The organism is Pimelobacter simplex, assembly GCF_024662235.1.
Classification (GTDB): domain Bacteria; phylum Actinomycetota; class Actinomycetes; order Propionibacteriales; family Nocardioidaceae; genus Nocardioides.
The window spans coordinates 5,973,653-5,999,021 of sequence record NZ_CP096276.1 but is presented as its reverse complement, the minus strand read 5'-3'; the positions used below and the strand labels follow the sequence as shown (position 1 = coordinate 5,999,021).

The window sequence follows — 25,369 nt, the reverse complement described above, 5'->3', positions numbered from 1 at the left end:
GGAGGGAAACATCATGGGTCTTCGCATCAACCAGAACATCGAGGCGACCAACGCGTACCGCAACCTGTCGGTGACGCAGAACCAGCTCTCGAAGTCGATGGAGAAGCTGTCGTCCGGCTTCCGGATCAACCGGGCCGCCGACGACGCCGCCGGTCTGGCCATCTCCGAGGGCCTGCGCTCGCAGGTCGGTGGCCTCAAGGTCGCGGTCCGCAACGCCCAGGACGGCATCTCGGTCGCGCAGACCGCTGAAGGTGCGCTCACCGAGGTCCACTCGATGCTGCAGCGCATCAACGACCTCGCGGTCCAGTACAACAACGGCACCCAGAACACCGACTCGCAGGCCGCCATCGAGGCCGAGGTCACCGAGCTGAACGCCGAGATCACCCGGATCAAGGACAACACGAAGTTCAACGGCGTCGCCCTCTTCGGCGGCACCGCGCTGGACTTCCAGGTCGGCTACGCGGACGCGGACACCATCACCGTCTCCGCCACCGCCCTGGCCGACTTCACCACCGCGGTCGGCACCCTGACCGCGGCCGGTGGCAGCGACGCCGTCCAGACCGCCATCACCGCCGTCTCCACGCAGCGTGCGGAGCTCGGTGCGGTCCAGAACCGGTTCGAGCACACGATCAACAACGTCAACGTCGCGATCGAGAACCTGTCCGCCTCCGAGTCACGCATCCGCGACACCGACATGGCCCAGGAGATGATGAGCCTCACCCGCTCGCAGATCCTCTCCCAGGCCGGTACGGCGATGCTCGCCCAGGCCAACTCGGCCCCGAACGGCGTGCTCCAGCTGCTCCGCGGCTGATCCTCGTACTGCACCACAGCACCAACCGAGCGCCGGTGGGGCCGGCGGCCCCACCGGCGCTCGGGTACTTCCGGGGGTGTGACCCACCCCCGCACCCAGGAGGACGAACCCCATGGCAGCGACCAGCAGCATCGGCGGACTGGCCAGTGGCCTGAACACGGCCGACATCATCAACCAGCTGATCGCGCTCGAGGCCCTCCCCCAGACCAAGCTCAAGACGCAGGTCACCACCGAGCAGAGCCGGATCACCGCCCTGCAGAAGGTGAACACCGCGCTGCAGGCGCTGGTGACGTCCGCGAAGACCATGCAGTCGACGACGACCGGCGCGTGGGCCAACCTCGCCGCGACGTCCAGCAACACCGCGGTCTCCGTCACCGCGACCAGCACCGCCAGCCCCGCGGCCTTCACGGTCACCGTCGGCCAGACCGCGCTGAGCCACCAGCTCGCGTTCACCGACGCCCACGCCAGGACCGACCAGGTCACGGGCGCCACGAACGGCGTCCTCCTCAAGCGGGCCGGGCAGCCGGACGTCGCGATCAGCACCGCGAACGGCACCCTCGAGGAGCTCGCCGCCGCGATCAACGGCGCCGACGCGGGCGTGCGCGCCACGCTGGTCCGCACCGGCAGCGCCGGCGGCACCGACCAGTACCGCCTCCTCGTCGAGTCCGCCACCACCGGCGCCGCGGGGACCTTCGAGCTCACCGACTCCGCCGGCGCGCCCCTCCTCGGCGGCGCGACCACGCGGGCAGGCCGCGACGCCAGCATCGACATCGGCGGCATCACCGCCACGTCCTCGTCGAACACCTTCACCGACGTCGTCCCCGGCGTCACGATCACGCTCGGCGCCACGGCGACCGGCACCGCCGAGGTCGCCGTCAGCCGCGACGCCGCGAGCCGCTCGGCCTCGGTGAAGTCGCTGGTCGACGAGGCCAACGCGCTCATCACGCAGATGGGCAACCTGACGCTCAACAGCCTCACCACCAAGGGAGTGCTGGCCGGCGACAGCACGCTGCGCGACGTCGCCAGCTCGCTCGCGGACGCGATCTACCCCGCCGACGGCACCTCGATGGCGAAGTACGGCATCCAGGTCGACCGCTACGGCAAGCTCACCTTCGACACCCAGAAGTTCGCCGACGCCTACGCCGCCGACCCGGCCGGCACCGCGGCCGCCTTCACCGGCACCGACGGCTTCGCGGCGCGGCTGCAGAAGGCCGCCGAGACCGCCAGCGACAAGTACGACGGCACCGTCACCCAGGCGATCACCAGCCGCAACGTCACCGTGACCCGGCTCAACGACAGCATCGAGCGCTGGGACGGCCGGCTCGAGCTGCGCCGGGCCACCCTGGAGCGCCAGTACACCGCGCTGGAGAAGGCGCTCTCCCAGCTGCAGGGCCAGTCCTCGTGGCTGACCAGCCAGCTCAACGCCCTCAACGCGAACTCGAACCAGTGAGGACCTGACCGATGTACGCCACCCCGACCGTGCGCAACGCCCAGTCCGCCTACCGTGACAACGCGGTGGCGACGGCGTCCCCGGCTCGCCTGCTGGTGATGCTGGTCGAGCGCCTCGTCCTCGACGTCGAGCGCGGCCTCGCCGCCCAGCGCACGGAGGACTGGACCCAGGCGCACCACCACCTCATGCACGCGCAGGACATCGTGGTCGAGCTGGAGTCGAGCCTCGACGTCTCCGCGATGCCCGGCGGCCGCGAGCTGGCCGCGCTCTACGAGTACCTCCGGACCCGGCTCGTGATCGCCAACGTCCGGCGGCGCACCGCCACCACCGAGGAGGCCCTCGGCCTGGCCCGGCAGCTGTGCGAGACCTGGCGCGAGGCCGCGATGACGGCGGCGCTGCGATGACCGCTCCACACACCCCCGACCGCCCCTCCTCGTGGACCGAGGCGCTCGATCGCCTGGAGGCCCACGCCGACCGCGCCGAGCGCCTCCTGCACGGCGAGAGTGCCGAGCCGACGCCCACCCCGTGGCAGCCGTCGGCCGAGCTCGGCCCGCTCCCCAACGAGCTGGTCCCCCGAGCCCGGCAGCTCCTGGCCCGCCAGCAGCGGCTGATGGCCGCGATCCCGGCCGTGCTCTCCGACAAGCGCCAGCAGCAGCGGATCGCGGACCGGGTCGGCGACGCCACCGCCGCGACCGTGCCGCCGATCTACCTGGACGTCACCGCCTGAGCTGATCCGGGTTCCGGTGGAACAGCCGTGGTTCCTCGTGCGTCGAGGGGTGTAGAAGACCCCTGAGGAGGAACGCACGGTGAGCACGGACCAACGGCACGAGGCGGAGTTCACGGCGTTCGCCCGCGCCCGGATGCCCCACCTCTACCGCGCCGCGTGGCTGCTGTGCGGCGACCGGCACCGGGCGGAGGACCTCGTCCAGGAGACGCTCGGCAAGGTCTACGCCCACTGGGGTCCCAAGATCGCCAACCCCGCGGCGTACGCGCAGACGACGCTGACCCGTACCTGGATCAGTCAGCAGCGCCGGGCGAGCACCCACGAGCGGCCGACCGACGAGCTGCCCGAGCAGGCACAGCACACGGCCGACGACGCGCTGCGGCTCACGCTCCTCGCCGCGCTCGACGGGCACGCCGCCAAGGACCGTGCGGTCGTCGTCCTGCACTACCTGGACGACGCAACCATCGCCGACGTGGCCCGCCAGGTCGGCAGCAGCGAGGGCGCGGTGCGCAAGCGGCTGATGCGGGCCCGCCGCGTCCTCCGGGAGCGTCTCGGGCTCTCCTTCGCCGACCTCGTCCCCGAAAGGACGGAATCGTGACCGACACCGAGCTGACCGACCTGATCACCCGCACCTGCGCGGGGATCGACCCGCCCGGCGCCGACGTCCAGGCCCGCATCCTCGGCGATGCGCTCAGCGACGGACGCCGCCGCCGGAGCCGGCACCGCCGGCGCGTGGCGACCGCGTGGACGAGCGCCGCCCTGGTGGTCGCCGTCACCGGTGCCGCCGGTCTCGTGGGCGTCCTCGACGGCTCCGGGCCGGGCGAGGGCGATCGCGACGTCGCCGTCGAGCCGACCACGCACACCGCGTCGCCCGCCCCGTCGCCGACGGCCGCCACCACCTATGCCCCCGGCACCGGGCCGGTGATCGCGACCGAGCGGCGGCTCGTGCCCGACGCTGCGCTCGCCGACGTCACCGCTGGCCTCGTGCCCCCGGACGTGGCGCTCACCGAGCTCGAGGTCGAGCATGCGGCGAGCCGGGTGATCACGCTCATGAACGACGCGTCGCGCGACGGCCGGCGGGTGTCGTTCCTGCTCGACGGCGCGAGCGCGAGCGTCACGCTGCAGCGCTGGGACGGCTACGCCGCCGTCGCCGGACCCGCGCGCAAGCAACGCGTCACCACCACTGCCCGCGAGGCCTGCCAGGGCGCCTACCGCATCTCTCCGGCGCCTCGGTGCACGCAGGTCGACGGCGGCTGGCTCCTCATCGAGCCCGGCCGCGGCGACGACCAGCAGGAGCTCTGGGTCAGTTACTACACCGACGACGGCTTCCTCGTCGGTGTGGTCGCCCCCGAGCCACGGCTCGACCGGACGCAGGCACGGGCCCTGGTGACCAGCCCGCGCTGGTTCACGACCCGCTGACGATCAGACCGCCGCGGTCCGGGAGCGCCGCACGGTCGAGGTGATCCGCTCGGCGAGCCGCTCCAGCGGCAGCACGTCGTCGGCGAGACCCGCGCCGGCCACTGCTCCCGGCATCCCCCACACGACCGAGGAATCCTCGTCCTGGACGATGATCCGGGCGCCGGCCGCGGCGAGGTCGCGGGCGCCGGCGAGGCCGTCCTGGCCCATCCCGGTGAGCACCGTGGCGAGCGCACCGCCGCCGTACACCTCGACGGCGGAGCGGAAGAGGACGTCGACCGCCGGGCGGCAGAAGTTCTCCTGCGGGCCCTGGTCGAGCACGGCCCGTCCCCCCAGGGCGGTACGCCGGACCCGGAGGTGGAAGTCGCCCGGAGCGATGAGCACCTCGCCGGCCCGCACCTCGTCGCCGTCCGCGGCCTCGCGGACCGTCAGCGCGGAGACCTTGTCGAGCCGCTGGGCGAGCATCGCCGTGAACACCGGGGGCATGTGCTGCACCACGAGCACCGGTACGCCGAGGTCGCCGGGCAGCTGGGGCAGCAGCCGGGCCAGCGCGTCCGGGCCGCCGGTGGAGCAGCCGATGAGCAGCGCCGAGACCGGGGCCGTCGGCGGCAGCGCCCGCGCCCGCCGTACGACGGGCCGGCCGCCGCCGACGCCGGGCGTCAGCTTGCGGATGCCCGCCAGGGCGCGGATCCGGGGCACGAGCTGGTCGCGGATCGCCGCGATGCCGTCGGCGATCTGGCCGGTGTTGGACGGCTTGGTGACGTAGTCCGAGGCCCCGCGGGAGAGCGCGTCGAGGGTGGCGGTCGCCCCGCGCTCGGTGAGCGTCGAGAACATGATGACCGGCAACCGGGCGTGCTTCTCGCGGATCCGGGTGAGCGCGCCGAGACCGTCGAGGTTCGGCATCTCGATGTCGAGGGTGACCACGTCGGGGCGCAGCTCGTCGACCATCCGGACCGCCTCCAGGCCGTCCCGGGCGACGCCGGCGACCTCGATGTCGGCAGCCTGCTGGAGCGCGGCCGTCACCAGCCGCCGCACCAGCGCCGAGTCGTCGACCACGAGCACCCTGATCTGTGTCACCCCCGTCCCATCGGCCCGACCCGGCGCGGCCTGAGCCCTCAGGAAGTCCACCGGAGCGCCGATCAGACCGGCATGACCGCGACCTCCGCCTTCGCCTCCGTCTCGGCGCTGGTGCGCAAGGAGACGTCGATGGTGTACGACGAGGGCAAGGAGTACCTCGTCGAGGCACGCCTGACCCCCCTCGCCAACGCGTGCGGCCTCGGCCTCGAGCAGTACGTCGCCCGGTTGGCCTTCGACGCCGACGAGCGGCGCAAGGTGATCGACGCGCTCACCATCAACGAGACCAGCTGGTTCCGCGACCACTCGCCGTACCAGGCCTTCACCGACGCGATGCTGCCGCCGCTGCTGGAGGCACGCTCCGTGACCCGTCGGCTGCGGATCTGGAGCGCCGCCTGCTCCAGCGGGCAGGAGGCGTACTCGATCGCGATGCTGCTCGACCAGCACCTCCCCGCGGGCTGGCAGTACGAGATCGTCGCGACCGACATCTCCACCCAGATGCTGGAGCGGGTCCGCGCCGGGCGCTACAGCCAGGTCGAGGTCAACCGCGGGCTGCCCGCGACCAGCCTGGTGCGCTACTTCACCCGGGTCGGGCGCGAGTGGGAGATCGCCGAGCGGCTGCGCGAGCGGATCACCGTGCGCCACCTCAACCTCGCCGCGCCGTACGTCGGGCTGGGCACGTTCGACGTGATCTGGCTGCGCAACGTCCTCATCTACTTCGACGCCGCCACCAAGGCCGACATCCTGCGCCGGATGCTGCCGATGCTCGCGCCGGACGGCTACCTCCTCCTCGGCTCGTCCGAGACCACCCTCGACCTGCCTCCCGACCTCGCCGCCGCCTGGCAGCGCGAGCAGATCGGCCGGGTGCCGGCGTACCGCCGCGCGCCTGCCTTGTCCCTCACCAGCACAGGAGCCTGACCGTGCGCGCGATGATCATCGACGACTCCCGGGCGATGCGCAGCATCCTGCGCCGCATCGTCACCGACCTCGACTTCGAGACGACCGAGGCCGAGCACGGCCAGGCCGCGCTCGACCAGCTGGAGGCGGGCGAGGTGCCCGACCTGTGCCTGGTCGACTGGAACATGCCGGTGATGGACGGCTACACGTTCATCACCCAGGTCCGCGCCAACCCGGCCTGGCGCGACATCACGCTGATGATGGTGACCACCGAGAGCGAGCAGCGCCAGATCGTCCGGGCCCTCGCGGCCGGGGCGCACGAGTACGTCATCAAGCCGTTCACGCCCGACGCCATCGTCGACAAGCTGGCCCTGCTCGGGCTGCTCTCGGAGGACCGGCAGGTGAGCGCATGAGCACGCTCGCGTCGGCCGAGACGCCCGCGACCGACGACGTCCTGGCCGTCACCGAGGACGTCTGGATGGCGCTGCTCGGCGACGAGGAGCCGCTGGCGCCGCGCGCCGTACCGGCCGGGACGCCGTTCGACGCCGCCGGTGCGTGGTCGGCCGCGACCACGGTGAGCGGCGGCTGGCACGGCGTCGTCACCGTCGAGCTCGACGAGTCCGTCGCCCGGGTCCTCACCGCGCGCATGCTCGACCTGCCCGCCACGGAGACCGCCGCCGACGCCGACGTCGCCGATGCCGTCGGCGAGCTGGTCAACATGGTCGGCGGCAACGTCAAGAGCCTGATGCCCGGCCCGTCGGTGCTGTCGCTGCCCGCGGTCGCGGCCGGCCGCGCCGCCTTCGCCCACGACGTCAGCGAGGCCTGCCGCCTCGACCTGCTCTGGCAGGGCGCCCCCGTCCGCATCTCCGTCCACGTCCCCGCCTGAACCTCCCGAGGAATGAGCACCCCATGAAGATCCTGATCGCCGACGACAGCCGGGTGATGCGGCAGATCGTGATCCGCACGCTGCGTCAGGCCGGCCACGGCGGCCACGAGATCGTCGAGGCCGAGAACGGCCGGCAGGCGCTGGAGCTGGTCCACACCGAGGCGCCCGACCTCGTCCTCTCGGACTGGAACATGCCGGAGATGAACGGCATCGACTGCCTCGCCGCGCTGCGGGCCGCCGGGTCCACCGTCGCCTTCGGCTTCGTCACCTCGGAGGGCTCCGACGAGATGCGCCAGCGCGCCGACGCCGCCGGTGCGGCCTTCCTCATCGCCAAGCCGTTCACCCCGGAGGCGTTCGACGACGCGCTCCGCAGCGTCCTCTGAGCGCCGGAGCACCACCATGGCCATCCACCTCCCCCTGACCAAGCAGGTCCGGGACCTGCTCACCGAGCTGCTCGGTCGCGAGGTCACCCTGGAGCCCACCGCGCCCTATGCCCCGGGGCCGGACACGCCTGCCTCGGTCGCCGTGTACGTCGACGACAGCCTCCGGATCCGCGCGCTCATCGTCGGCGACCTGGCCTTCTCGGCCCACGCCGGCGCCGCGATCGGGCTCGTCCCCGTCGGCGGCGCCGTCGCCGCGCTCGAGGACGGCAAGCTCACCGACACCCTCAGCGAGAACCTCTACGAGGTCCTCAACATCGCCGCCTCGACCTTCAACGTCGCCGGCGCAGAGCACCTGCGCCTGCACGCCCTGCACCCCGCCGGTCCCCCGCTCGACCCGCAGCTGCGGATCAGCACGCTGACCCTGGGGCGGCGCGAGGACCTGAAGGTGTCGATCGCCGGGTACGGCGACGGGCTGCTCTCGGTCGTCCTCGTCTAGGTCGCAGCGGAGCAGGTCCCGGCGCGCCAGCGCGCCGAGCGCCATCGAGCGGCGCACGTCGAGGCTCGCGGTGCTGCCAGCCCGGCGCAGCAGGTAGGCCCGCCGGTCGAGAGCCACGTCGAGGGCCCGGGCGTCCGCCGCGGCCAGGACGGCGTCGACGACCACCCGGTCGTGCCCGTCGGGCGCCCCGACCTGGACGTCGCGGGCGTCGGCGACCGCGACCCGCTCGCGCTCCGCCCGCTCGGGCTCGCAGCGGAGCACCGCCTCGGCCACGAGGTCCTCGACCCGGTCCCACCCCGCGCTCGTGAGCTCGCGCAGCGCAGCGTCCACGAACCCGGCCGCCGCCACGCTCAGCGGCCGGGTGCGCGCGGCGACCTGCTCGGCCCGCCACGGCGCCAGCCGGCCCCCCACCACGGCGGCGTGGACCCCGGGCAGCCGCCAGGCGCACTCCAGCACCCGTCCGACGTAGAGGCGCCCGCGGTCGGCCGGACGGTCGAGCACCGCGAGCAGGTCGACGAGGGCGAGCTCGGAGACCCACGGCGCTCCGGCGCCCGCGATGGGCAGCCCGGTGTCGAGCCGGCCGTCGCCGATCGTCGCGGCCCGCTCGCGCGAGGACACCGTGTGGTCCGCGGCCCACGCCACGATCTCGGTCCACTCCGCGACCAGCAGTCCTTCGCGGTGGACGACGCCGGCGCGCAGCCGCTGGAGCGAGGTGGAGACGGTCCCGAGTGCCATACGGAGATGACAACACAAGGATCCGACACAACCCCCCGGGCCCGCCGTTCGGCCGAACTTTTCGGGACCAAGTCCCGCCCGGCGCCGCTCAGGTCGCCCCGGCCCGGACCGATCAGGCCGGTTGAGCGACGGATTGCTCACCACCGCCGACGGACCGGCACCGCCTCTTCGCCGACCCCCGGGCCGGTGACTCCCCAGGAGATCCGATCGTGTCCTTCGCCGCGTCCGACGCCGTCGGCTTCGTGCTGCACTCCGCGATCAACGGGCTGTCCGTCCGGCAGCAGGTGATCGCCGACAACATCGCGAACGTCGACACCCCTGGTTTCCGCGCTCGCAGCGTGGAGTTCGAGTCCGCGCTCTCGCGGGCGATCGAGAGCGGCAGCGCGTCCGCGGAGGACCTTGGGGCCGTGGTCTCGCCCACCCAGACGCCCGTCGGTGCCAACGACAACAACGTCGACCTGCGCAAGGAGTCGATCGCGGCGATCCAGACGCAGTACCAGTACCAGATCATGGGTCGCGCGATCAGCGACCGGAACGCCCGCCTGGGCACGATGGCCGGGGGTGGCGCATGAGCGCCTTCGAGACGCTGCGCATCGCCAACACCGCGCTGGGCGCGCACCAGGTGTGGCTCGACGCGCTGGCCGGCAATATCGCCAACGCCAACACGGTGCGCAGCACCGACCAGGAGGCCTTCCGCGCGACGTACGTCGTCTTCGACCCGCGCGCCGACGGCGGTGTGGACGTCGCCGGGTTCGCCCAGTCGAACGCCGAGGGCCGGATGGTGAGCTCGCCGGACCACCCGCTCGCGGACGCCGACGGCTACGTGCGGATGCCCGACCTCGACATGTCCTCCCAGATGAGCCAGCTCGTGATGGCCCAGCGCGGCTACCAGGCGTCGGTGCAGGTCACCAAGAGCGCCCAGGACACCTACACCGCCGCGCTGCAGATCGGCTCGCGCTGATGGAGATCTCGCCGCTGACCTTCCCCAGCCTGTCCGGAACCGGCGCCGCCACGGACATCTCCTCGGTCGCGCCGTCGACCGCCGTGTCCGGGCCGACCGGCCCCGACACCGAGTTCGGCTCGCTCGTCCTCGACGGCCTCGACCGGCTGGAGGGCCTGACCGACAAGGCTGACGGCCTCGCCGTGCAGGCCGCGACCGGCAAGCTCGAGAACATCCACGACTACACGATCGCGGCGAGCGAGGCCTCCGTGGCCAGCCAGATGACCGTCGCGCTGCGCAACCGTGCGGTCGAGGCGTTCAACGAGATCATGCGGATGCAGGTCTGAGGCTGATCGACCGATGCAACAGCGACTCACCCGGTACCTCACGCGCGTCCGGGACACGTTCGCCGGCTTCACCGCCGGCCAGAAGGCCGTCGCGCTCGTGGGGACGGCGGCCCTCCTCATCGCGGTCTTCCTCGTCTTCCGCTGGGTCTCCGCGCCCAGCTACGCCCCGCTCTACTCGAACCTCAGCGGCAAGGACGCCAGCGCCGTCATCGAGGAGCTCGACGCCCAGGGCGTGAAGTACGAGATCACCGGCGGCGGCGGCACGATCATGGTGCCGCGCGCCGACGTCTACAGCACCCGGATCGCCCTGTCCGGCAAGGGCCTGCCGTCGAGCTCCGACAGCGGCGGCTACAGCCTGCTCGACAACCAGGGTCTGTCCACCTCGGAGTCGCAGGAGCAGACGAACTTCAAGCGCGCCATGGAGGGCGAGCTCAGCAAGACGATCGAGGCGATCGACGGCGTCAACACCGCGGTCGTGCACCTCGCGATCCCGCAGAAGCGCGTGTTCAGCGACGAGCAGGACCCGGCCACGGCCTCGGTCCTGGTCGACACCGACGCGGGCAAGTCGCTCGACGAGGAGCAGGTCCAGGCCGTGGTCAACCTGGTCGCGTCGAGCATCGACGGCCTCGACCCCAAGAAGGTCACCGTCGCCGACTCGTCCGGCAAGGTGCTCACCACCGACGCCGCCGACGCCGGCTCCGGCGCCGCCTCGACCCGCAGCAAGCAGGTCAAGGAGTTCCAGGGCTCGATGCAGGCCGAGATCCAGGCCGTGCTCGACCGCGTCGTCGGCCCGGGCAACTCGACGACCACGGTCACCGCGGACCTCGACTTCGACAAGTCGGTCACCGACAGCCGCAAGTACGACGCGCAGACCGGCGTCCCGCCGCTCTCGGAGTCGAGCAGCAACGAGACCTACAACGGCGCGGGCAGTCCCAACCCGAACGTCGGCGGCGTGGTCGGCCCCGACGGCCAGATGGACCCGAACACGACCGGCAACGCCGACTCGTCGTACCGCAACCGCAAGCAGACCAAGGACAACGCCGTCGGCGAGACCGTCGAGCACCGCGAGACGGCGCCCGGCGCGGTCAACAGCCTGCACGTCGGCGTGGTCCTCGACTCCACGGCCGCCGCGGCGATCCAGCCGCAGGTCGTCAAGGACCTGATCAGCAACGCGGTCGGCATCAAGGCCGCCCGGGGCGACACGATCGACGTCTCGACGATGCCGTTCGACCGCAGCGTCGAGAAGGCCGCCGCGGCCGACCTCGCCGCCGCCAAGGACGCCGACGCGGCGCACCGCCGCAACGCGCTGCTGCGCAACCTGGGCATCGGCGGCGGCATCATCCTGATGCTCGTTCTGGCCTGGCTGCAGGCCCGGCGCCGCGCGGCGGCCCGCGACGAGGCCCGGTCCTACCTGGTCGAGCAGCTCCGCTCCGACGCCGCGAACCGGGCGGCCGCCCTCGAGTCCCCGGCCCTGGCCGCCCTCGAGGCCGCCGAGCAGGACGAGGACGAGTCGCTGCGCGACGAGCTCATCGCCCTGGTCGAGAAGCAGCCCGAGGACGTCGCCGCGCTGCTGCGCGGCTGGCTCGTGGAGCCGCGCCCGTGACGATCATCGCCGCCCCCTCGTCCGCCATCGTCCAGCTCGGTGTCCGCAAGGCCGCCATCCTGCTGATCCAGCTCGGCAAGGAGCGCGCCGCCCAGGTGATGGCGCACCTCAGCGACGCCGAGGTGGAGAGCATCTCCGCCGAGATCGCCCGGCTGGACGCGGTCTCCGCGGCCGAGACCGAGCAGGTGCTGAGCGAGTTCCACGACCTCGCCACCGCGCACGCCCACGTCACCCAGGGCGGGTTCAACTTCGCCCAGCAGCTGCTGGAGCAGTCGCTCGGGCCGGAGCGGGCCAAGGAGATCATGGAGCGGCTGCACGCGGCCGCCGTCCAGATGCCGTTCCAGTTCCTGCACCGCGCGGATCCCGCGCAGCTGCGGGGATTCATCGCCGACGAGCACCCCCAGGTGATCGCGCTCGTGCTCGCCCACATGGCCGCCGACAAGGCCTCGCTGCTGCTCAGCGGGCTGCCCGCGCACCAGCAGGCGGTCGTCGCCCACCGGATCGCCGTGATGGACCGCACCTCCCCCGAGATCGTGCGCACGGTCGAGAGCGTCCTGGAGCGCAAGCTCTCCTCCATGCTCCAGCCGGCCGAGGTCTCCCGGGTCGGTGGCGTGGACCCTCTCGTCAACATCATCAACCGCTCAGACCGCCCTACGGAGCGGCAGATCGTCGAGGGCCTCGAAGGTCTCGACGCCGCGCTGGCCGACGAGGTCAAGAGCCGGATGTTCATGTTCGAGGACATCGTCGGTCTCGACGACCGGTCGGTGCAGCAGGTGCTGCGCCAGGTCGACACGGCCGAGCTCGCTCTGGCCCTCAAGGGTGTCAGCGACGCGGTCCGCAGCAAGATCACCGCGAACCTCTCCGAGCGCGCCGCGGAGAACCTGCTCGAGGAGGTCGAGCTGCTGGGCGCCGTCCGCCTGGCCCAGGTCGAGGAGGCCCAGCAGGGCGTCATTCGCACCATCCGCCAGCTCGAGGAGCAGGGCCAGATCATGGTCCGGCGAGGGAACGACGATGAGTTCATCGTCTGAGTCGGCCCTGCCGCTCCCCGAGCTGCGGGTCGGTGCCTGGACCCGGCTCGGCAGCAGCAGCGTGCTCGGCGACCCGGTCACCGAGTCGCTGCTGGGCGGGATCGCCGCCGAGGCGCGCGACGCCGCCCGGGCCCAGGGGTACGCCGTCGGGTGGGCCCAGGGCCGTCGTACGGCGGCCGCGGAGGCGGCCGTCGAGGAAGCCCGCCGCGTCGCCCTCCACACGGAGGCCGAGGCGCGGCGCGAGGCCGAGCACCGGGCCGCGCTCGACGCGCTGGGCGAGGCAGCCGAGCAGGTCAGGGGGCTGCTCGACGACCTGGCCCACGCGATCGAGGCGCAGGCTACCGACCTGGCCTGGTCGCTGACGACCACGGTGCTCGGCCTCCAGGTAGCCAAGATGGGACCGCAGGACGTGGTCGCCCGCGTGCTGCAGGTGCTGCCCCCGGCCCCCGTCGGGGCGGTCCGGCTGCACCCGTCGGTCGCCGGCTCGTCCGCCGCGCAGGACCTGCTCTCGCGCGGCCTCGACGTGATCGCCGACCCCGCCCTGGGCTCGGCCGATGCCCTGGTCGAGGCGGTCGACGGCAGTGTCGTCGACCTGCGCGTGCGCGAGGCGATGGCCCGCGTCCGGGAGGTCCTCGCATGAGCATCGACGCCGCCGTCCGCGGACGGCTCCTGGCCGCGGCCGCGCCCCTGCACCTGGGCACCGTCAGCGAGCTGGTCGGCCTGCACCTCGACGTGCGCGGACTCCCCCAGGCCGCCGTCGGCGACCTGCTGGAGGTCCGCACCGCGCAGGGTCCGCTCCTCGCCGAGGTCGCCGCGCTCCGGCCCGGCCTCGCCACCTGCCTCCCCCTCGGTACGACGACCGGCGTCCGCGTCGGCGACCACGTCCGCACGACCGGCGGCCCGCTCCGCGTCCAGGTCGGCGAGGCCCTGCTCGGCCGGGTCCTCGACGGCCTCGGCCGCCCGGTCGACGGCGGCCCCGCGCTCGACGGCCTCCCGGGCCTGGCCTCGGTCCCCACCGAGAACGCCGCACCCGACGCCCTCAGCCGGCCGCGGATCACCGAGCCGCTCGGCCTCGGCGTGCGCGCCCTCGACGCGCTCGTCCCTGTCGGCCGCGGCCAGCGGATCGGCATCATGGCCGGCTCCGGCGTCGGCAAGTCCTCCCTGCTCTCGATGATCGCCCGCGGCACCGACGCCGCGATCAACGTCATCGCCCTGGTCGGCGAGCGCGGCCGCGAGGTCCGCGAGTTCCTCGACGGCGACCTCGGCCCCGAGGGTCTCGCCCGCTCGGTCGTCGTCGTCGCGACCTCGGACGCCCCCGCCGTCGAGCGGCTCCGCGCCGCCTTCACCGCCACCCGGATCGCCGAGTGGTTCCGCGACTCCGGCCGCGACGTCGTGCTGATGATGGACTCGCTCACCCGCGTCGCCATGGCCCAGCGCGAGATCGGCCTGTCGGCCGGCGAACCGCCCGCCACCCGCGGCTATCCCCCCAGCGTCTTCGGCCTGCTGCCCCGCCTCCTGGAGCGCGCGGGCACCTCGGCCGCCGGCTCGATCACCGGCATCTACACCGTCCTGGTCGAGGGCGACGACCTCCAGGACCCGATCGGCGACACCGCCCGGTCGATCCTCGACGGCCACGTCGTCCTCTCCCGCGACCTCGCCACCGCCGGCCACTTCCCGGCCGTCGACGTGCTGGAGTCGATCTCCCGCGTCCACGGCGCCGTCACCACCCCCGAGCAACGCGCGAACGCCACCCGCCTGCGCCGGATGCTCGCCGCCCACCGCTCGGTGCGCGAGCTCGTCGAGATCGGCGCGTACGTCGCCGGGGCCGACGCCGACGCCGACGCGGCCCTCGCCCGCCTGCCCCGCATCGAGGACTTCCTGCGCCAGTCGCTGGAGGACCTCACCGCCCCCGCCGAGACCTGGGACCGGCTCGCCGGTCTGGTGGCGTCGTGAGCTCCCGCGGACACCGGGACGACCGGGGACTCGCCGCCGTGGCCCGCGTGCGCGGCGTGCGCGAGACCGACAGCCGGATCGGCCTGCAGCACGTGCTGGCCGAGGAGGCCGCCGTCACCGCACGGTTGACCGCGCTCGAGACCGGCCTCGGTGCGGCCGCCGTCCCGGCCACCACGACGCCGGGGGCGCTCCTCGCGATGCGCACGATGCTCGCCGGCACCGGCGTCCTCATCGGCGAGACCCGCGCCGCGGCCGCGACCGCGCACGTCGTCAGCGACGAGGCCCGCGCCCGCTGGGGCGCCGACAAGGCCCGGCTCGCCGCCGTCGAGCACCTGTTGGAGCGCCGCGCCGCCCGGCGTCGTACCGAGGCGGAGCGGGAGGCGGCCCGCGAGGCCGACGACCTCGCCGCCCAGCGCTGGATGCGGGGTCCGCGATGAGCATCGACCTGGTCACCGCCCGGATCAGCGAGATCCAGGCCCGCCTCGCCCAGCTCGCGCCGGTCCGCGGCACCGCGTCGGCATCCGGCGCCTTCTCGACCGAATTGGCCGCCGCCACGGGCGATGCGGCCGGTACGCCGTCCACCGGCGGGACCGTCACCGGCGAGGACGTCGTCGTCGAGGCCCGCAAGTACCTCGGGCTCCCCTATGTCTGGGGCGGCACCGATCCGACCAAGGGCATGGACTGCTCGGGCCTGGTGCAGGTCGTCTACAAGAACCTCGGCTACGACCTGCCGCGGGTCTCCTACCAGCAGGCCGCCGCCGGCCGGCCCGTCGCCAGCATGGCCGAGGCCCAGCCCGGCGACCTGCTCGCGTGGGACAACTCCAGCCGCAACAACGGTGTCGACCACATCGCGATCTACATCGGCAACGGCAAGATGATCGAGGCGCCGCGGACCGGGCTGAACATCCGGATCGTCGACGTCCCCTCCACCCCGGACGTCATCCGCCGCATCATCGACCAGCCGGCCGCCGCCTCCGGGGTCTCCGGGCCCGTCGGGCGCGCGGCCACCGGGACGCCGTACGCGGGGCTGATCGACGCCGCCGCGGCCCGCACCGGCGTACCGGCCGCGCTCATCGCCGCCGTCGCGAAGCAGGAGTCGGGATTCGACCCGCGCGCGGTCAGCCCGGCCGGCGCCCAGGGCCTCATGCAGCTCATGCCCGGCACCGCCCGCGGTCTCGGCGTGGACGACCCGTTCGACCCGGCCCAGGCGATCGACGGCGGCGCCCGGCTGCTGCGCTCGCTGCTGGACCGGTTCGGACGCACCGACCTCGCGCTCGCGGCGTACAACGCGGGGCCGGGGGCGGTCAGTCGCTATGGCGGGATCCCGCCGTACCCGGAGACGCAGCGGTACGTCCGCAACGTCATGGCCATGATGGGGAGCAACGGATGAGCATCACTCCGTCGCCCGCGCTGCCGATCGCGGGGCTGCCGACGCCCCCGGCGGGCGCGGGACTCGGGCAGGCGCAGGGGCAACTGGGTCAGGGATGGGGGCAGTCGGCCCTCGCCGACCTGCTGGCGGCGCTCGCCGCGCCGGTCGACCTGGACGCGCCGGCTGCACCGGCCGATCCCGCTGCCGAGACCGCTGAGCCGGAGCCGGCCGACGACTTCCTCGGTGCCCTGGCCGCGGCGCTCGGCATGACCGCGGCGCCTACGCCGACCTCGACCACGCCGCCGACGCCGGGTCTGGCCGCGGCGCCGAGCCTGGGCTTGGGCCTCGGCTCGAGCCCGACCTCAGTGGCGACACCGCAGCCCGAGGCGACCCCGGCCACGACCCCGGTCCCAGCAGCAGCGCCGCCGGCGAGCGAGTCCACGCCGGAGCCCGCCGCACCGCCCCCACCGCCGCCGCCCCCGACGACCGCGACCACGACGGCGAGCGCCGCGGCCACCGCAGCCGTGCCCGTGGCCGCGCCCGCGCTCGCCCCCGGGCAGCCGGACGTCGCGCTGAGCGTCGTCCGGCAGGTGTTCCCCGAGGTGACCCGGATCGTGACGTCCACGCCGACGGACCGCCCCGGTACCCAGCGGATCACCCTGACCCTCCAGCCCGAGCAGCTCGGCGAGGTACGGGTCACGCTGGTGGTCCGCGACGGCACGGTCCACGTCCGGCTGGCGGGCGAGTCCGACAATCCCGCCGTCCACCGGGCGCTCGCGACCGGGGCTCCGGAGCTGCAGCGGCTGCTGGAGCGGACCGGAGGCGGCGAGGCGCGGGTCCTGGTCCGCGAGCCGTTCGGGCTCCCGGCCACCGCTGCCACCTCGGTCAGCCCGGCCACCCCCTCCACGCCGGCCAACCCGGCCACGCCGACCACCCCGGCCGCGACCACAACCGCGGCCACCCCGGACGGCACCGCCCTCGGCGCCGACCCCGGCGGCGCGCACGCCGGCCGGGACCAGCGGGGCGACCAGGGCTCCGAGCGCGCGGACCACCCGGCCGCGACCGTACCGGCCACCCCGACGTCGACGCCGTCCACGACACCGACGCCGCCCACGACGCCCGCCGCCGCGGGCCACCTCGACCGGACCCTCTGAGGAGCCACCATGCCGATCGATCCCACCTCCGCCGCAGCCGCGGCCACCACGAGCTACGGCGTCACGTCCAACGCCGGCTCCACGAGCAGCACCAAGGGCTTCGGCGACCAGCAGGTCTTCCTGGAGCTGATGGTCGCCCAGATGCGCTACCAGGACCCGCTCAACCCCACCGACTCCTCGCAGTTCATGGCGCAGACCGCGCAGTTCACCGCGCTGGAGAAGATGCAGAACGTCGCCGACCAGACCGCGATGCTGCTGAGCACCCAGCTCGCGTTCGGCGCGAGCTCGATGATCGGCCAGACCGTGCGCTGGTACGACGCCAAGGGGGTCGAGCAGAGCGGGACCGTCCAGGGCACCACGTACCTCTCCTCGGGCCCCGTGCTCAGCGTCGACGGCCACCACGTGCCGATCACCGACGTGATCAGCGTCGGCTCGGCGCCGACGATCGAGAAGCCGCCGACCGGCGGTACCGGCAACGGGACCTACACCCCGCCCAGCGGCAAGCCCCCGACCAAGACCGCCTGACCAGCACCCACCCGAAGAAGAAGAAGGAGACACACCCATGCTTCGCTCGCTCTTCGCCGGCATCTCCGGCCTCCGCGTCAACCAGACCATGCTCGACGTCACCGGCAACAACATCGCCAACGCCAACACGACGGGCTTCAAGGCCAGCACCACGGTCTTCTCCGACACCCTGAGCCAGATGCTCACCGCGGCCTCGGGCGGCAACGCCGAGCGCGGCGGCACCAACCCGATCCAGATCGGCCTCGGCGTCCAGCTCGCCGCGACCTCGACCAACTTCGGCCAGGGCTCGGCGCAGCTGACCGGGCGGCCGACCGACGTGATGCTCCAGGGCGACGGCTTCTTCGTGCTGCGCGACGGCGCGGAGGACGTCTACACCCGGGCCGGCGCGTTCACGTTCGACCAGACCGGGGTGCTCGTCGCGCCCAACGGCATGCGGGTGCAGGGCTACGCGCTCGACGGCGCCGGTCTGCCGACCGGCGGTCTCGTGGACGTCGACCTCAACAGCCTCGCGCTGCCGGCCGGCGTCGAGCTGACGTCGTACTCCATCGCGGCGGACGGCAAGGTCCGCGGCGTGTTCTCCGACGGCGTGCAGCGCGACATCTGCCAGCTCGCGGTGGCCGACTTCAACAACCCGATGGGCCTGGAGAAGATCGGCGACACGGCGTACCGCGCCTCCGCCAACTCCGGTCCGGTCCAGCTCGGCGTCGCCGGACAGGGCCAGCGCGGCCAGATCATGGCCGGCGCCCTGGAGATGTCGAATGTCGACCTGTCGGCCGAGTTCACCAACCTGATCCTGGCCCAGCGCGGCTTCCAGGCCAGCTCGCGCGTGATCACCACGAGCGACCAGGTCCTCGAGGAGCTCGTCAACATCAAGCGCTAAGGGACCTCCCCCGGGGGCCGATGAGGACGTCGGAGAGCCACGGACGGCTCTCCGATCAGTCCACGCACACGGAGGTGCCGCGGTGATCTCGTTGACCCGACTCTCGGGGACCACGTTCCTGCTGAACGCGGACCTGATCGAGCGCGTGGACTGCACGCCCGACACGGTGGTGACCCTCGTCGACGGCACCAAGTACCTCGTCTCGGAGCCCCTGGACGACGTCCTGGCCGCCGTCGTGGACTACCGCGCGGCGATCGTCGCGCGCGCCGGCCTCCCGGACGCGGCGACGCTGCCGTCCGTCAGCCCGCGCCCGACCGCCCGGCTCACCGCCGTGCCCCCGCGAGGAGTGACCCCATGAAGGACATCGCCACCCCGGTCGGCATCGCGCTCGGCCTGGTGATCATCGTCGCCGCCAACATGCTCGAGGGCGGCAACCCGATGAGCCTGCTGCTCCTGCCGCCCATGCTCCTCGTCCTCGGTACGACGATCATGGTCACCGTCGCGGGCGGCACGATGAGCGACGCGAAGTCCGCGGTCAAGGACCTCAAGCGCGCGTTCAGCGGCAAGGTCGAGCCGGCCGACGAGCTCGTCCCCCAGGTCGTGACGCTCGCCGAGCGCGCCCGCCGCGAGGGCCTGCTCGCGCTGGAGGACAGCCTGCGCGAGATCGACGACCCGTTCCTGGTCAAGGGCGTGACGATGGCGATCGACGGCACCGACCCCGAGGACGTCCGCGACATCCTCGAGGCCGAGCTGCGCGCCAAGCGCCGCGACGACAAGCAGTCCGCGAAGTTCTTCGGCGACGCCGGCGCCTACGCGCCGACCATCGGCATCGTCGGCACCGTGATGGGCCTGGTCCACGTGCTGGAGAACCTCGCCACCCCCGACGAGCTCGGCCACCTCATCGCCGGCGCCTTCGTCGCCACTCTGTGGGGCGTCATGTCGGCCAACGTCATCTGGCTGCCGATCTCCAGCCGGCTCAAGCGCCTCGGCGAGCTCGAGTGCGCGCGGATGGAGGTCGCCATCGAGGGCGTCGCCGCCATCCAGGCCGGCGCCAACCCGCGCCTGGTCGCGGAGAAGCTGCGCTCCCTGCTGCCCGCCGGCATGGCCGAGCGCGAGGCCGCCTGATGTCCACCCGGCCCGGCAGCGGTCCGCCTCGCCGGCGGCACCGCGAGGAGGAGCACGAGGAGGCGGAGGAGGGCAAGGAGCGCTGGCTCGTCACCTACGCCGACATGGTGACCCTGCTGATGGTCCTCTTCATCGTCATGTTCGCGATGTCGACCGTCGACGAGAAGAAGTACGCCCAGCTCAAGGACGGCCTCGCCGACGGCTTCGGCCGCGAGCAGTCGATCCTCAACGGCGCGAGCCCGATCAGCAACAGCAAGGGCGCCAACGACCCGGGCGAGTCGTCGTACCAGATGCTGCTGGCGCAGGTCCCCGAGCCGCAGCGCGGCACCGTGTCCAAGCTCCTGCAGGAGGCCGACCGGCTCCGCCGCGATCGGGCGTACGGCGAGGCGCGGGTCGAGGTCGAGCGCCTCCTCAAGGTCTGGCGCAAGATCGACAAGGCGCTGCGCGCCAAGGGCCTGCGCGACGACGTCCGCGCCACCATCGACGAGCGCGGCCTCGTGGTCAGCCTGGTCTCCCAGCACGTCGTCTTCGAGCCGGACGTCGCGGTCCTCACCGACCGCGGCCGGCGCGTCGTCGACACGCTCGCGCCCGTCCTGGTCGCCCTGTCCGAGCCGCTGGAGCTCGACGGCCACACCAACCAGGAGCCGGTGAAGCCGAAGTACTACCCCACCGACTGGGAGCTCTCCCTCGCCCGCGCGGCCCACGTGCTGCGCCGGCTCGAGGAGGTGCACCACGTCCCCGCCGCGCGGCTGCGGGCCACCGGCTTCGGCCACACCAAGCCGCTCGTCGACCCGGCCCGCTCGGGCTCGCAGAAGGTCAACAAGCGCGTCGACATCCTCGTCCTGAGCCAGGCGCCCGCCGAGACCCGCGCCTTCATGGGCGAGGCGTACGAGGAGCTGCGCCGCCAGGCCGGCCTGGACGACCCCGGCGCCCCCGTCGGCAGCGCCGGCCCGGCCGGCGGTCCCGAAGCACTGGGCTATCCCGTCACCCGTCAGGAGGAACGACCGTGAGCACCACCCTCGCCGCCCCCGCGGCCGCCACCGAGCAGGAACCCGCCAAGGGCGGGCGGACCCGGACGATCGGGATCGTGGTGCTGCTGGTCGCCGTGCTCGCCGGCGCCGGCTGGTTCTTCGTCCTCAAGCCGACCGACAGCGCGCCGAAGCCCGGCGAGGTCGTCGCCCTGGACTCGATCCAGGTCAACCTGGCCGGCGGCCACTACCTGCGCCTGGGCATGGCCCTGCAGCTGACCGCGAGCACCAAGGAGGCGGACGGCAGCAAGGCGCTCGACGCCGCGATCGCCGTCTTCAGCGGCCTGCCGGTCGGCGAGGTGAACAAGCCGGCCGTGCGCGAGACCCTGCGCAAGCAGCTGGAGAAGCGACTCGAGGAGCGCTACCACGGTGAGGTGATGGAGGTGTACTTCACCGAGTTCGTCACGCAGTAGGCCCCACCCGAGCCGCCGACCCGGGACCCCACCCGGGACCCTGCGTAGTCCGATCGGGCCACCCAGCCGTGACCGCCCGGCGACCGGGCGACCCCTCAGGTCCGCCCCCGCCGCGACGATGGACCCCTCGTGACCCTCCAGCGGCCGCGCCGCCGACCCCGCACGGCCGAACCCACGCCGTACGACTTCCGGCGTCCGATCCAGCTCTCGCGCGAGCACCAGCGCACCCTCCAGCTCGGCTTCGACGGCTTCGCCCGCCAGGCCACGACGGTGTTCACGAGCTCGCTGCGCACGGTGTGCACGGTGACGCTGGTCGGGATCGAGCAGCGCACCTACGCCGAGTACGTCGACAGCCTCGGCCCGTCGACGTACATGACGCTGTTCTCGGCCGACCCGATGCCCGGCACCGGCGTGCTGGAGATCCCGCTGTTCGCGACGATGTCCTGCCTGGACCACATGCTCGGCGGGCCGGGCTCCGACGAGCAGCCGGACCGGCCGCTCACCGAGATCGAGGACGGCGTCATCCGCGGGCTGGTCGAGCGGCTGCTCGGCGAGATGCGCTACTCCCTCGACGGGATCGTCGCGCTGGAGCCGACCGTCACCGGCATCGAGTACAGCCCCCAGTTCGCGCAGGTCGCGAGCGCCGCCGACGTGATGGTCGTCGTCGAGCTCGAGCTGCGCATCGGCGAGCGCGCGCACCGGGTGTCGATCTGCCTGCCGTTCACCGGCCTGCTCCCCCACCTGACCAACGCCACCGGCAGCGGCGCCGTCTCCGACCGCGAGCGCGCCCAGCGCGCGCAGTCCGCGCTCCTGCTGCAGGAGCAGTTCCAGCGGGTGCCGGTCGCGGTGTCCGTGCGCTTCCGCCCCATCGCGCTCGACCCCGGCACGCTCTCGGCGCTCGAGCCGGGCTCCGTCGTCCGGCTGACCCACCCGGCGTCGGCACCCCTCGACGTCACCGTCGCCGGCAACACCTTCGCCCACGCCACCCCCGGCACCCGCGGCCAGCGTCTGGCCGCGCTCATCGTCACCACTCCCGAGGAGTCCTGATGTCCGACGTGCTCGACCCCACCGCGCTGGCCGAGGCCGTCGCCGAGGCGGCCGCCGCCGCCCTTCCGGCCGTCACGCCGCTGACCCCGGCGCCGGCCCAGCCCGGCTCCCCCCACGTCACCGCCGCGTTCGCCGGCGGTGCGGTCGTGGAGCTGGACGGCGGGGTGCCCGGACGGGTCGTCGTCCTCGTCGGCACCGAGCTGGTCGAGGCGCTCGCCAGCAGCCCGCTCGGCGGCCTGGACGTCGCGGCCGCCGTCCAGCCGGCCCTCGACGCCGCCGCGCTGCGTCTCGGCGCCCGCGCCCGCGGGGCGCGCACCCTCGACCTCGACGCCGAGGACTTCGACATCAGCAAGCTGCTGGGCGGTGCGTTCAGCACCGTCCCCCTGATCGGCACCGGCATCGCCGCCGCGGTCCTCGTCCCGGAGACGACGCTCGCCGGCGCCCGCGAGCCGATCAGCCCCGAGGACGCCGTACCGACCGCGGCGGAGGCGGTCGCGGCCGCCGCGCTGTCGGCCGGCGACGGCCCGGAGCCGTTCGTGCCCGCCTTCGGCGCACCGGTGGCCCCGCCGCGCGGCCTGGAGCTGCTCCAGGGCGTCGACATGGAGGTCACCGTCGAGCTCGGCCGGACCCGGATGACCGTGCGCGACCTGCTCGCGCTCACCCCGGGCGCCGTCCTCGAGCTCGACCGCGCCGCCGGCAGCCCCGCCGACCTGCTGGTCAACGGGCGACTCGTCGCGCGCGGTGAGGTCGTCGTGGTCGACGAGGACTTCGGCCTGCGGGTCACCGAGATCCTCGACGCGAACGCCGCGGTCTGATCGCGATGTCCGGCGCTGACCCGAACCTCGGAGAGCTGGCGTTCCGCCTGGTCGGCTCGCTCGTGGTGGTCGTCGGGCTGCTGCTGCTCATCGCGCGGGGCGTCAACCGGCGCTTCAAGGCGCCCACCGGTGCGGCGATCCAGGTCGTGCACCGCCAGGCGCTCGGCCGCGGCCAGGCCGTCGCGATCGTCTCGGTCGGCACCCGCGTCCTCGTCCTCGGTACGACGGAGCAGCAGGTCACGCTGCTCACCGAGGTCGAGCCCGACGAGATCGGCCTCGACCTCGACCCGGCCGCGCTCGAGGCCGACCCGGCCGAGACCCCGCGGCACAAGCAGCCCCTGACGACCGGCCCGCTGGCCGGCTCGGTGCTCTCGCCGCAGACCTGGAAGCAGACGCTCGCGGCCGTCACCGGCCAGTCCTCCGACAGCACACCCCCGCGACGGCGAGCCTCGTGAACGCACTGAGCCACCTGGTCCTCGCGCTCGACCCCAACGGGCCCAACGGGCCGAAGGGCCCCGGCAACGGGGGCAGCGTCGAGATCGACCTGTCCGGACTGACCGACAAGCCGAGCCACGGCCTGCTGGTCTTCCTCGCGCTGACGCTGCTCAGCCTGCTCCCGGCGATCGTGCTGACCTGCACCAGCTTCACCAAGGTGCTCGTCGTGCTGGGCCTGACCCGCAACGCGCTCGGCCTCCAGCAGACCCCGAACAACCAGGTGCTGGCGGGGCTCGCGCTCTTCCTGAGCCTGTTCATCATGGCCCCGGTGCTGTCGGACATGAACGACGCCGGCGTCCAGCCCTACCTCAAGGGCGACAAGTCCAACTCCGCCGCCTTCCAGGACGGCATGGAGCCGCTGCGCGCCTTCATGCTCGACAACACCGGCGACGACGAGCTGACCCTGCTCACCAGCGTCGCCGACCGCAAGCTCCCCGAGAACCGCGAGGACGTCCCGACCGCGACGCTGATCCCCGCGTTCGTGCTCTCGGAGCTCAAGGACGCCTTCATCATCGGGTTCATCATCTTCATCCCGTTCCTGGTCATCGACATCGTCGTGAGCGGAGCGTTGATGAGTCTCGGCATGATGATGATGCCGCCGGTGATGGTGTCGTTGCCGTTCAAGCTGCTGCTGTTCGTGATGGTCGACGGCTGGGCGCTCGTGATCAGGTCGCTCGTCGCGTCGTACACCGGAGGCGGTTAGCGCCATGACCGACACGTGACCGACACCGCGATCATCGAGATCGCCCTCAAGACCATGCTCGTCGCCCTCAAGCTGTCGGCGCCGATCCTCGCGACCTCGCTGGTGATCGGCTTCGCCATCTCGCTGTTCCAGGCGATGACCCAGATCCAGGAGTTCACGCTCGCCTTCGTGCCCAAGCTCGTCGGCGTCGCGATGGCCCTGCTCTTCTGCGGCAACTGGATGCTGCACACCCTCATGGCCTTCACCCGGGAGCTGTTCGCCATCCTCCCCGGCCTCCTCGTCTAGGCGCCAGGAAGCACACCCGTGGTCCTCTCCGTCGACGGTGCCGCGCTCAGCGCGCTGCTGCTCGCCTCCGTGCGGGTGGTGGCGTGGCTGGCCGTCGTACCGCCGTTCGCGACCCGGGGCATCCCTGCGATGGCCAAGGTCGTGCTGGCGCTGGGCCTGTCGCTGACGATGGCGCCGACGCTGGCCACCCAGGACCTGCCCAGCACCACGCCCGCGCTGCTCATGGCGACCGTCGCGCAGGCGCTGATCGGCGTCGCCATGGGCTACGTGACGATGCTGCTCTTCGCCGCGATCGGCGCCGCCGGCGCGCTGATCGACCTCTTCGGCGGCTTCGCGATCGCCGCCGCCTGGGACCCCCTGGGCATGAACATGAACACCGTCTTCGGCCGGTTCCACCAGATCCTCGCGACCGCGCTGCTCGTCGTGACCGGCGGGCACCTGCTGGTGATCGGCGGCCTGCTCAGCACGTTCCGCTACCTGCCGCTGACCGGGATGCCCGACATCTCCAGCTGGGACGGCGTCCTCGTCACGGCGTTCTCGATGTTCTTCACCGTGGCCGTGCAGATGGCACTGCCGATGATCGCGGTGCTCTTCGTCGCCGACCTCGCGCTCGCGCTGCTGACCAAGGTCGCGCCCCAGCTCAACGCGCTCAACGTGATGTTCCCGGCCAAGGTCGGGCTCACGCTCCTGCTGCTCGGGCTGTCGTTCCCGATGCTGCCCGACGCCGTCGAGCGGCTCGTCGGGTTCGCGAACGACGCCATGGCCACGATGTCCGGAGCGGGGTGAA

At 73.0% G+C, this 25,369-nt stretch carries 34 protein-coding genes; 32 read left to right on the top strand and 2 right to left on the bottom strand.

The annotated features are described in order from the left end of the window. The first annotated feature begins 13 nt into the window (after window positions 1-13). The 6 genes from M0M48_RS29455 (at window position 14) to M0M48_RS29430 (ending at window position 4,404) form a co-directional block, all read left to right on the top strand. Complete coding sequence (locus tag M0M48_RS29455; protein WP_215813337.1) at window positions 14-811, top strand: flagellin N-terminal helical domain-containing protein; 798 nt, start codon at window positions 14-16, stop codon at window positions 809-811. A gap of 112 nt (window positions 812-923) precedes the next feature. Continuing rightward, window positions 924-2,261, top strand: coding sequence for a flagellar filament capping protein FliD (gene fliD / locus M0M48_RS29450; protein WP_257753847.1), 1,338 nt, complete (start codon window positions 924-926; stop codon window positions 2,259-2,261). A gap of 11 nt (window positions 2,262-2,272) precedes the next feature. After that, the gene (fliS, locus tag M0M48_RS29445; protein ID WP_257753846.1) at window positions 2,273-2,665 is read left to right on the top strand and encodes a flagellar export chaperone FliS; all 393 of its coding nucleotides are present in this window, start codon (window positions 2,273-2,275) and stop codon (window positions 2,663-2,665) included. Then, complete coding sequence (locus M0M48_RS29440; RefSeq protein WP_257753845.1) at window positions 2,662-2,988, top strand: hypothetical protein; 327 nt, start codon at window positions 2,662-2,664, stop codon at window positions 2,986-2,988. The genes fliS and M0M48_RS29440 overlap by 4 nt, the downstream gene beginning before the upstream one ends. A gap of 79 nt (window positions 2,989-3,067) precedes the next feature. Next, on the top strand, window positions 3,068-3,583 hold the full coding sequence (locus M0M48_RS29435) for an RNA polymerase sigma factor (protein WP_257753844.1): 516 nt from the start codon (window positions 3,068-3,070) through the stop codon (window positions 3,581-3,583). Then, on the top strand, window positions 3,580-4,404 hold the full coding sequence (locus M0M48_RS29430) for a hypothetical protein (RefSeq protein ID WP_257753843.1): 825 nt from the start codon (window positions 3,580-3,582) through the stop codon (window positions 4,402-4,404). Before M0M48_RS29435 ends, M0M48_RS29430 begins: the two co-directional genes overlap by 4 nt. A gap of 3 nt (window positions 4,405-4,407) precedes the next feature. On the opposite strand, the gene M0M48_RS29425 is transcribed toward M0M48_RS29430, so the two are convergent. Next, window positions 4,408-5,478: a protein-glutamate methylesterase/protein-glutamine glutaminase gene (locus tag M0M48_RS29425; RefSeq protein ID WP_257753842.1), complete on the bottom strand. Its 1,071-nt coding sequence runs from the start codon at window positions 5,476-5,478 to the stop codon at window positions 4,408-4,410. Between the two features lie 72 nt (window positions 5,479-5,550). On the opposite strand from M0M48_RS29425, the gene M0M48_RS29420 reads away from it, so the two are divergent. The 4 genes from M0M48_RS29420 to M0M48_RS29405 are packed head-to-tail and all read left to right on the top strand — an operon-like array spanning window position 5,551 to window position 7,641. Continuing rightward, entirely contained in the window at window positions 5,551-6,393 is an 843-nt protein-coding gene (locus M0M48_RS29420; RefSeq protein WP_257753841.1) for a CheR family methyltransferase, read from the top strand. Between the two features lie 11 nt (window positions 6,394-6,404). Further along, window positions 6,405-6,785, top strand: coding sequence for a response regulator (locus M0M48_RS29415; protein ID WP_215813883.1), 381 nt, complete (start codon window positions 6,405-6,407; stop codon window positions 6,783-6,785). After that, window positions 6,782-7,258 (top strand): chemotaxis protein CheX, encoded by a 477-nt coding sequence (locus tag M0M48_RS29410; RefSeq protein ID WP_215813343.1) that lies wholly within the window; start codon window positions 6,782-6,784, stop codon window positions 7,256-7,258. Before M0M48_RS29415 ends, M0M48_RS29410 begins: the two co-directional genes overlap by 4 nt. Window positions 7,259-7,281: 23 nt before the next feature. After that, window positions 7,282-7,641, top strand: coding sequence for a response regulator (locus M0M48_RS29405; RefSeq protein ID WP_215813344.1), 360 nt, complete (start codon window positions 7,282-7,284; stop codon window positions 7,639-7,641). Here the strand turns inward: M0M48_RS29405 and M0M48_RS29400 are convergent. Further along, window positions 7,598-8,872 carry a hypothetical protein gene (locus M0M48_RS29400; protein WP_257753840.1) on the bottom strand — a complete coding sequence of 425 codons (1,275 nt, stop codon included), beginning with the start codon at window positions 8,870-8,872 and terminating at the stop codon, window positions 7,598-7,600. The two genes, M0M48_RS29405 and M0M48_RS29400, sit on opposite strands and share 44 nt — an antisense overlap. Window positions 8,873-9,081: 209 nt before the next feature. Between M0M48_RS29400 and M0M48_RS29395 the strand changes: the two genes are divergently transcribed. From M0M48_RS29395 to M0M48_RS29290, 22 genes are all read left to right on the top strand, one after another. Continuing rightward, window positions 9,082-9,444 carry a flagellar basal body rod protein FlgB gene (locus M0M48_RS29395; protein ID WP_215813346.1) on the top strand — a complete coding sequence of 121 codons (363 nt, stop codon included), beginning with the start codon at window positions 9,082-9,084 and terminating at the stop codon, window positions 9,442-9,444. Next, the gene (locus M0M48_RS29390; RefSeq protein WP_215813347.1) at window positions 9,441-9,833 is read left to right on the top strand and encodes a flagellar basal body rod protein FlgC; all 393 of its coding nucleotides are present in this window, start codon (window positions 9,441-9,443) and stop codon (window positions 9,831-9,833) included. Before M0M48_RS29395 ends, M0M48_RS29390 begins: the two co-directional genes overlap by 4 nt. Beyond that, window positions 9,833-10,159, top strand: a complete 327-nt coding sequence (locus M0M48_RS29385; RefSeq protein ID WP_257753839.1) for a flagellar hook-basal body complex protein FliE — start codon at window positions 9,833-9,835, stop codon at window positions 10,157-10,159. The genes M0M48_RS29390 and M0M48_RS29385 overlap by 1 nt, the downstream gene beginning before the upstream one ends. Before the next feature lie 13 nt (window positions 10,160-10,172). Next, window positions 10,173-11,762 carry a flagellar basal-body MS-ring/collar protein FliF gene (gene fliF, locus M0M48_RS29380; RefSeq protein ID WP_257753838.1) on the top strand — a complete coding sequence of 530 codons (1,590 nt, stop codon included), beginning with the start codon at window positions 10,173-10,175 and terminating at the stop codon, window positions 11,760-11,762. Continuing rightward, window positions 11,759-12,790 (top strand): flagellar motor switch protein FliG, encoded by a 1,032-nt coding sequence (fliG, locus tag M0M48_RS29375; RefSeq protein ID WP_257753837.1) that lies wholly within the window; start codon window positions 11,759-11,761, stop codon window positions 12,788-12,790. The genes fliF and fliG overlap by 4 nt, the downstream gene beginning before the upstream one ends. Beyond that, window positions 12,774-13,430 (top strand): FliH/SctL family protein, encoded by a 657-nt coding sequence (locus tag M0M48_RS29370; RefSeq protein WP_215813350.1) that lies wholly within the window; start codon window positions 12,774-12,776, stop codon window positions 13,428-13,430. Before fliG ends, M0M48_RS29370 begins: the two co-directional genes overlap by 17 nt. After that, a complete protein-coding gene (locus M0M48_RS29365) occupies window positions 13,427-14,743 on the top strand; it encodes a FliI/YscN family ATPase (RefSeq protein WP_257753836.1) in 1,317 nt (438 codons plus the stop codon). Before M0M48_RS29370 ends, M0M48_RS29365 begins: the two co-directional genes overlap by 4 nt. Beyond that, window positions 14,740-15,180: a flagellar FliJ family protein gene (locus M0M48_RS29360; RefSeq protein WP_257753835.1), complete on the top strand. Its 441-nt coding sequence runs from the start codon at window positions 14,740-14,742 to the stop codon at window positions 15,178-15,180. Before M0M48_RS29365 ends, M0M48_RS29360 begins: the two co-directional genes overlap by 4 nt. After that, the gene (locus M0M48_RS29355; RefSeq protein WP_257753834.1) at window positions 15,177-16,133 is read left to right on the top strand and encodes a transglycosylase SLT domain-containing protein; all 957 of its coding nucleotides are present in this window, start codon (window positions 15,177-15,179) and stop codon (window positions 16,131-16,133) included. Before M0M48_RS29360 ends, M0M48_RS29355 begins: the two co-directional genes overlap by 4 nt. Next, complete coding sequence (locus M0M48_RS29350) at window positions 16,130-17,266, top strand: flagellar hook-length control protein FliK (RefSeq protein ID WP_257753833.1); 1,137 nt, start codon at window positions 16,130-16,132, stop codon at window positions 17,264-17,266. Before M0M48_RS29355 ends, M0M48_RS29350 begins: the two co-directional genes overlap by 4 nt. 9 nt (window positions 17,267-17,275) lie before the next feature. After that, on the top strand, window positions 17,276-17,791 hold the full coding sequence (locus M0M48_RS29345) for a flagellar hook assembly protein FlgD (RefSeq protein ID WP_257753832.1): 516 nt from the start codon (window positions 17,276-17,278) through the stop codon (window positions 17,789-17,791). 37 nt (window positions 17,792-17,828) lie between these two features. Then, the gene (locus tag M0M48_RS29340; protein ID WP_257753831.1) at window positions 17,829-18,671 is read left to right on the top strand and encodes a flagellar hook-basal body complex protein; all 843 of its coding nucleotides are present in this window, start codon (window positions 17,829-17,831) and stop codon (window positions 18,669-18,671) included. 82 nt (window positions 18,672-18,753) lie between these two features. After that, the gene (locus M0M48_RS29335; RefSeq protein ID WP_215813357.1) at window positions 18,754-19,029 is read left to right on the top strand and encodes a flagellar FlbD family protein; all 276 of its coding nucleotides are present in this window, start codon (window positions 18,754-18,756) and stop codon (window positions 19,027-19,029) included. Further along, entirely contained in the window at window positions 19,026-19,796 is a 771-nt protein-coding gene (locus M0M48_RS29330) for a motility protein A (protein ID WP_215813358.1), read from the top strand. The genes M0M48_RS29335 and M0M48_RS29330 overlap by 4 nt, the downstream gene beginning before the upstream one ends. Next, window positions 19,796-20,806 carry an OmpA/MotB family protein gene (locus tag M0M48_RS29325; protein ID WP_257753830.1) on the top strand — a complete coding sequence of 337 codons (1,011 nt, stop codon included), beginning with the start codon at window positions 19,796-19,798 and terminating at the stop codon, window positions 20,804-20,806. The genes M0M48_RS29330 and M0M48_RS29325 overlap by 1 nt, the downstream gene beginning before the upstream one ends. Beyond that, window positions 20,803-21,237: a flagellar basal body-associated FliL family protein gene (locus M0M48_RS29320; RefSeq protein ID WP_215813360.1), complete on the top strand. Its 435-nt coding sequence runs from the start codon at window positions 20,803-20,805 to the stop codon at window positions 21,235-21,237. Before M0M48_RS29325 ends, M0M48_RS29320 begins: the two co-directional genes overlap by 4 nt. Window positions 21,238-21,366: 129 nt before the next feature. Beyond that, window positions 21,367-22,284, top strand: coding sequence for a flagellar motor switch protein FliM (locus tag M0M48_RS29315; RefSeq protein ID WP_215813361.1), 918 nt, complete (start codon window positions 21,367-21,369; stop codon window positions 22,282-22,284). Further along, window positions 22,284-23,099 (top strand): flagellar motor switch protein FliN, encoded by an 816-nt coding sequence (gene fliN / locus M0M48_RS29310; RefSeq protein ID WP_257753829.1) that lies wholly within the window; start codon window positions 22,284-22,286, stop codon window positions 23,097-23,099. The genes M0M48_RS29315 and fliN overlap by 1 nt, the downstream gene beginning before the upstream one ends. Window positions 23,100-23,104: 5 nt before the next feature. Next, a complete protein-coding gene (locus tag M0M48_RS29305) occupies window positions 23,105-23,554 on the top strand; it encodes a flagellar biosynthetic protein FliO (RefSeq protein ID WP_215813363.1) in 450 nt (149 codons plus the stop codon). Next, entirely contained in the window at window positions 23,551-24,297 is a 747-nt protein-coding gene (fliP, locus tag M0M48_RS29300) for a flagellar type III secretion system pore protein FliP (protein WP_257753828.1), read from the top strand. The genes M0M48_RS29305 and fliP overlap by 4 nt, the downstream gene beginning before the upstream one ends. 15 nt (window positions 24,298-24,312) lie before the next feature. Then, a complete protein-coding gene (gene fliQ, locus M0M48_RS29295) occupies window positions 24,313-24,582 on the top strand; it encodes a flagellar biosynthesis protein FliQ (RefSeq protein ID WP_257753827.1) in 270 nt (89 codons plus the stop codon). 18 nt (window positions 24,583-24,600) lie between these two features. Continuing rightward, a complete protein-coding gene (locus M0M48_RS29290; protein WP_215813365.1) occupies window positions 24,601-25,368 on the top strand; it encodes a flagellar biosynthetic protein FliR in 768 nt (255 codons plus the stop codon). The last annotated feature ends 1 nt before the right edge of the window (window position 25,369 follow it).

Coding starts and splice junctions, on each gene's coding strand:
- M0M48_RS29455 (WP_215813337.1), top strand. CDS start 14: ATGGGTCTTCGCATCAACCAGAACATCGAGGCGACCAACGCGTACCGC.
- fliD (WP_257753847.1), top strand. CDS start 924: ATGGCAGCGACCAGCAGCATCGGCGGACTGGCCAGTGGCCTGAACACG.
- fliS (WP_257753846.1), top strand. CDS start 2,273: ATGTACGCCACCCCGACCGTGCGCAACGCCCAGTCCGCCTACCGTGAC.
- M0M48_RS29440 (WP_257753845.1), top strand. CDS start 2,662: ATGACCGCTCCACACACCCCCGACCGCCCCTCCTCGTGGACCGAGGCG.
- M0M48_RS29420 (WP_257753841.1), top strand. CDS start 5,551: ATGACCGCGACCTCCGCCTTCGCCTCCGTCTCGGCGCTGGTGCGCAAG.
- M0M48_RS29415 (WP_215813883.1), top strand. CDS start 6,405: ATGATCATCGACGACTCCCGGGCGATGCGCAGCATCCTGCGCCGCATC.
- M0M48_RS29410 (WP_215813343.1), top strand. CDS start 6,782: ATGAGCACGCTCGCGTCGGCCGAGACGCCCGCGACCGACGACGTCCTG.
- M0M48_RS29405 (WP_215813344.1), top strand. CDS start 7,282: ATGAAGATCCTGATCGCCGACGACAGCCGGGTGATGCGGCAGATCGTG.
- M0M48_RS29400 (WP_257753840.1), bottom strand. CDS start 8,872: ATGGCACTCGGGACCGTCTCCACCTCGCTCCAGCGGCTGCGCGCCGGC.
- M0M48_RS29390 (WP_215813347.1), top strand. CDS start 9,441: ATGAGCGCCTTCGAGACGCTGCGCATCGCCAACACCGCGCTGGGCGCG.
- M0M48_RS29385 (WP_257753839.1), top strand. CDS start 9,833: ATGGAGATCTCGCCGCTGACCTTCCCCAGCCTGTCCGGAACCGGCGCC.
- fliF (WP_257753838.1), top strand. CDS start 10,173: ATGCAACAGCGACTCACCCGGTACCTCACGCGCGTCCGGGACACGTTC.
- M0M48_RS29370 (WP_215813350.1), top strand. CDS start 12,774: ATGAGTTCATCGTCTGAGTCGGCCCTGCCGCTCCCCGAGCTGCGGGTC.
- M0M48_RS29365 (WP_257753836.1), top strand. CDS start 13,427: ATGAGCATCGACGCCGCCGTCCGCGGACGGCTCCTGGCCGCGGCCGCG.
- M0M48_RS29355 (WP_257753834.1), top strand. CDS start 15,177: ATGAGCATCGACCTGGTCACCGCCCGGATCAGCGAGATCCAGGCCCGC.
- M0M48_RS29350 (WP_257753833.1), top strand. CDS start 16,130: ATGAGCATCACTCCGTCGCCCGCGCTGCCGATCGCGGGGCTGCCGACG.
- M0M48_RS29345 (WP_257753832.1), top strand. CDS start 17,276: ATGCCGATCGATCCCACCTCCGCCGCAGCCGCGGCCACCACGAGCTAC.
- M0M48_RS29340 (WP_257753831.1), top strand. CDS start 17,829: ATGCTTCGCTCGCTCTTCGCCGGCATCTCCGGCCTCCGCGTCAACCAG.
- M0M48_RS29330 (WP_215813358.1), top strand. CDS start 19,026: ATGAAGGACATCGCCACCCCGGTCGGCATCGCGCTCGGCCTGGTGATC.
- M0M48_RS29325 (WP_257753830.1), top strand. CDS start 19,796: ATGTCCACCCGGCCCGGCAGCGGTCCGCCTCGCCGGCGGCACCGCGAG.
- fliN (WP_257753829.1), top strand. CDS start 22,284: ATGTCCGACGTGCTCGACCCCACCGCGCTGGCCGAGGCCGTCGCCGAG.
- M0M48_RS29305 (WP_215813363.1), top strand. CDS start 23,105: ATGTCCGGCGCTGACCCGAACCTCGGAGAGCTGGCGTTCCGCCTGGTC.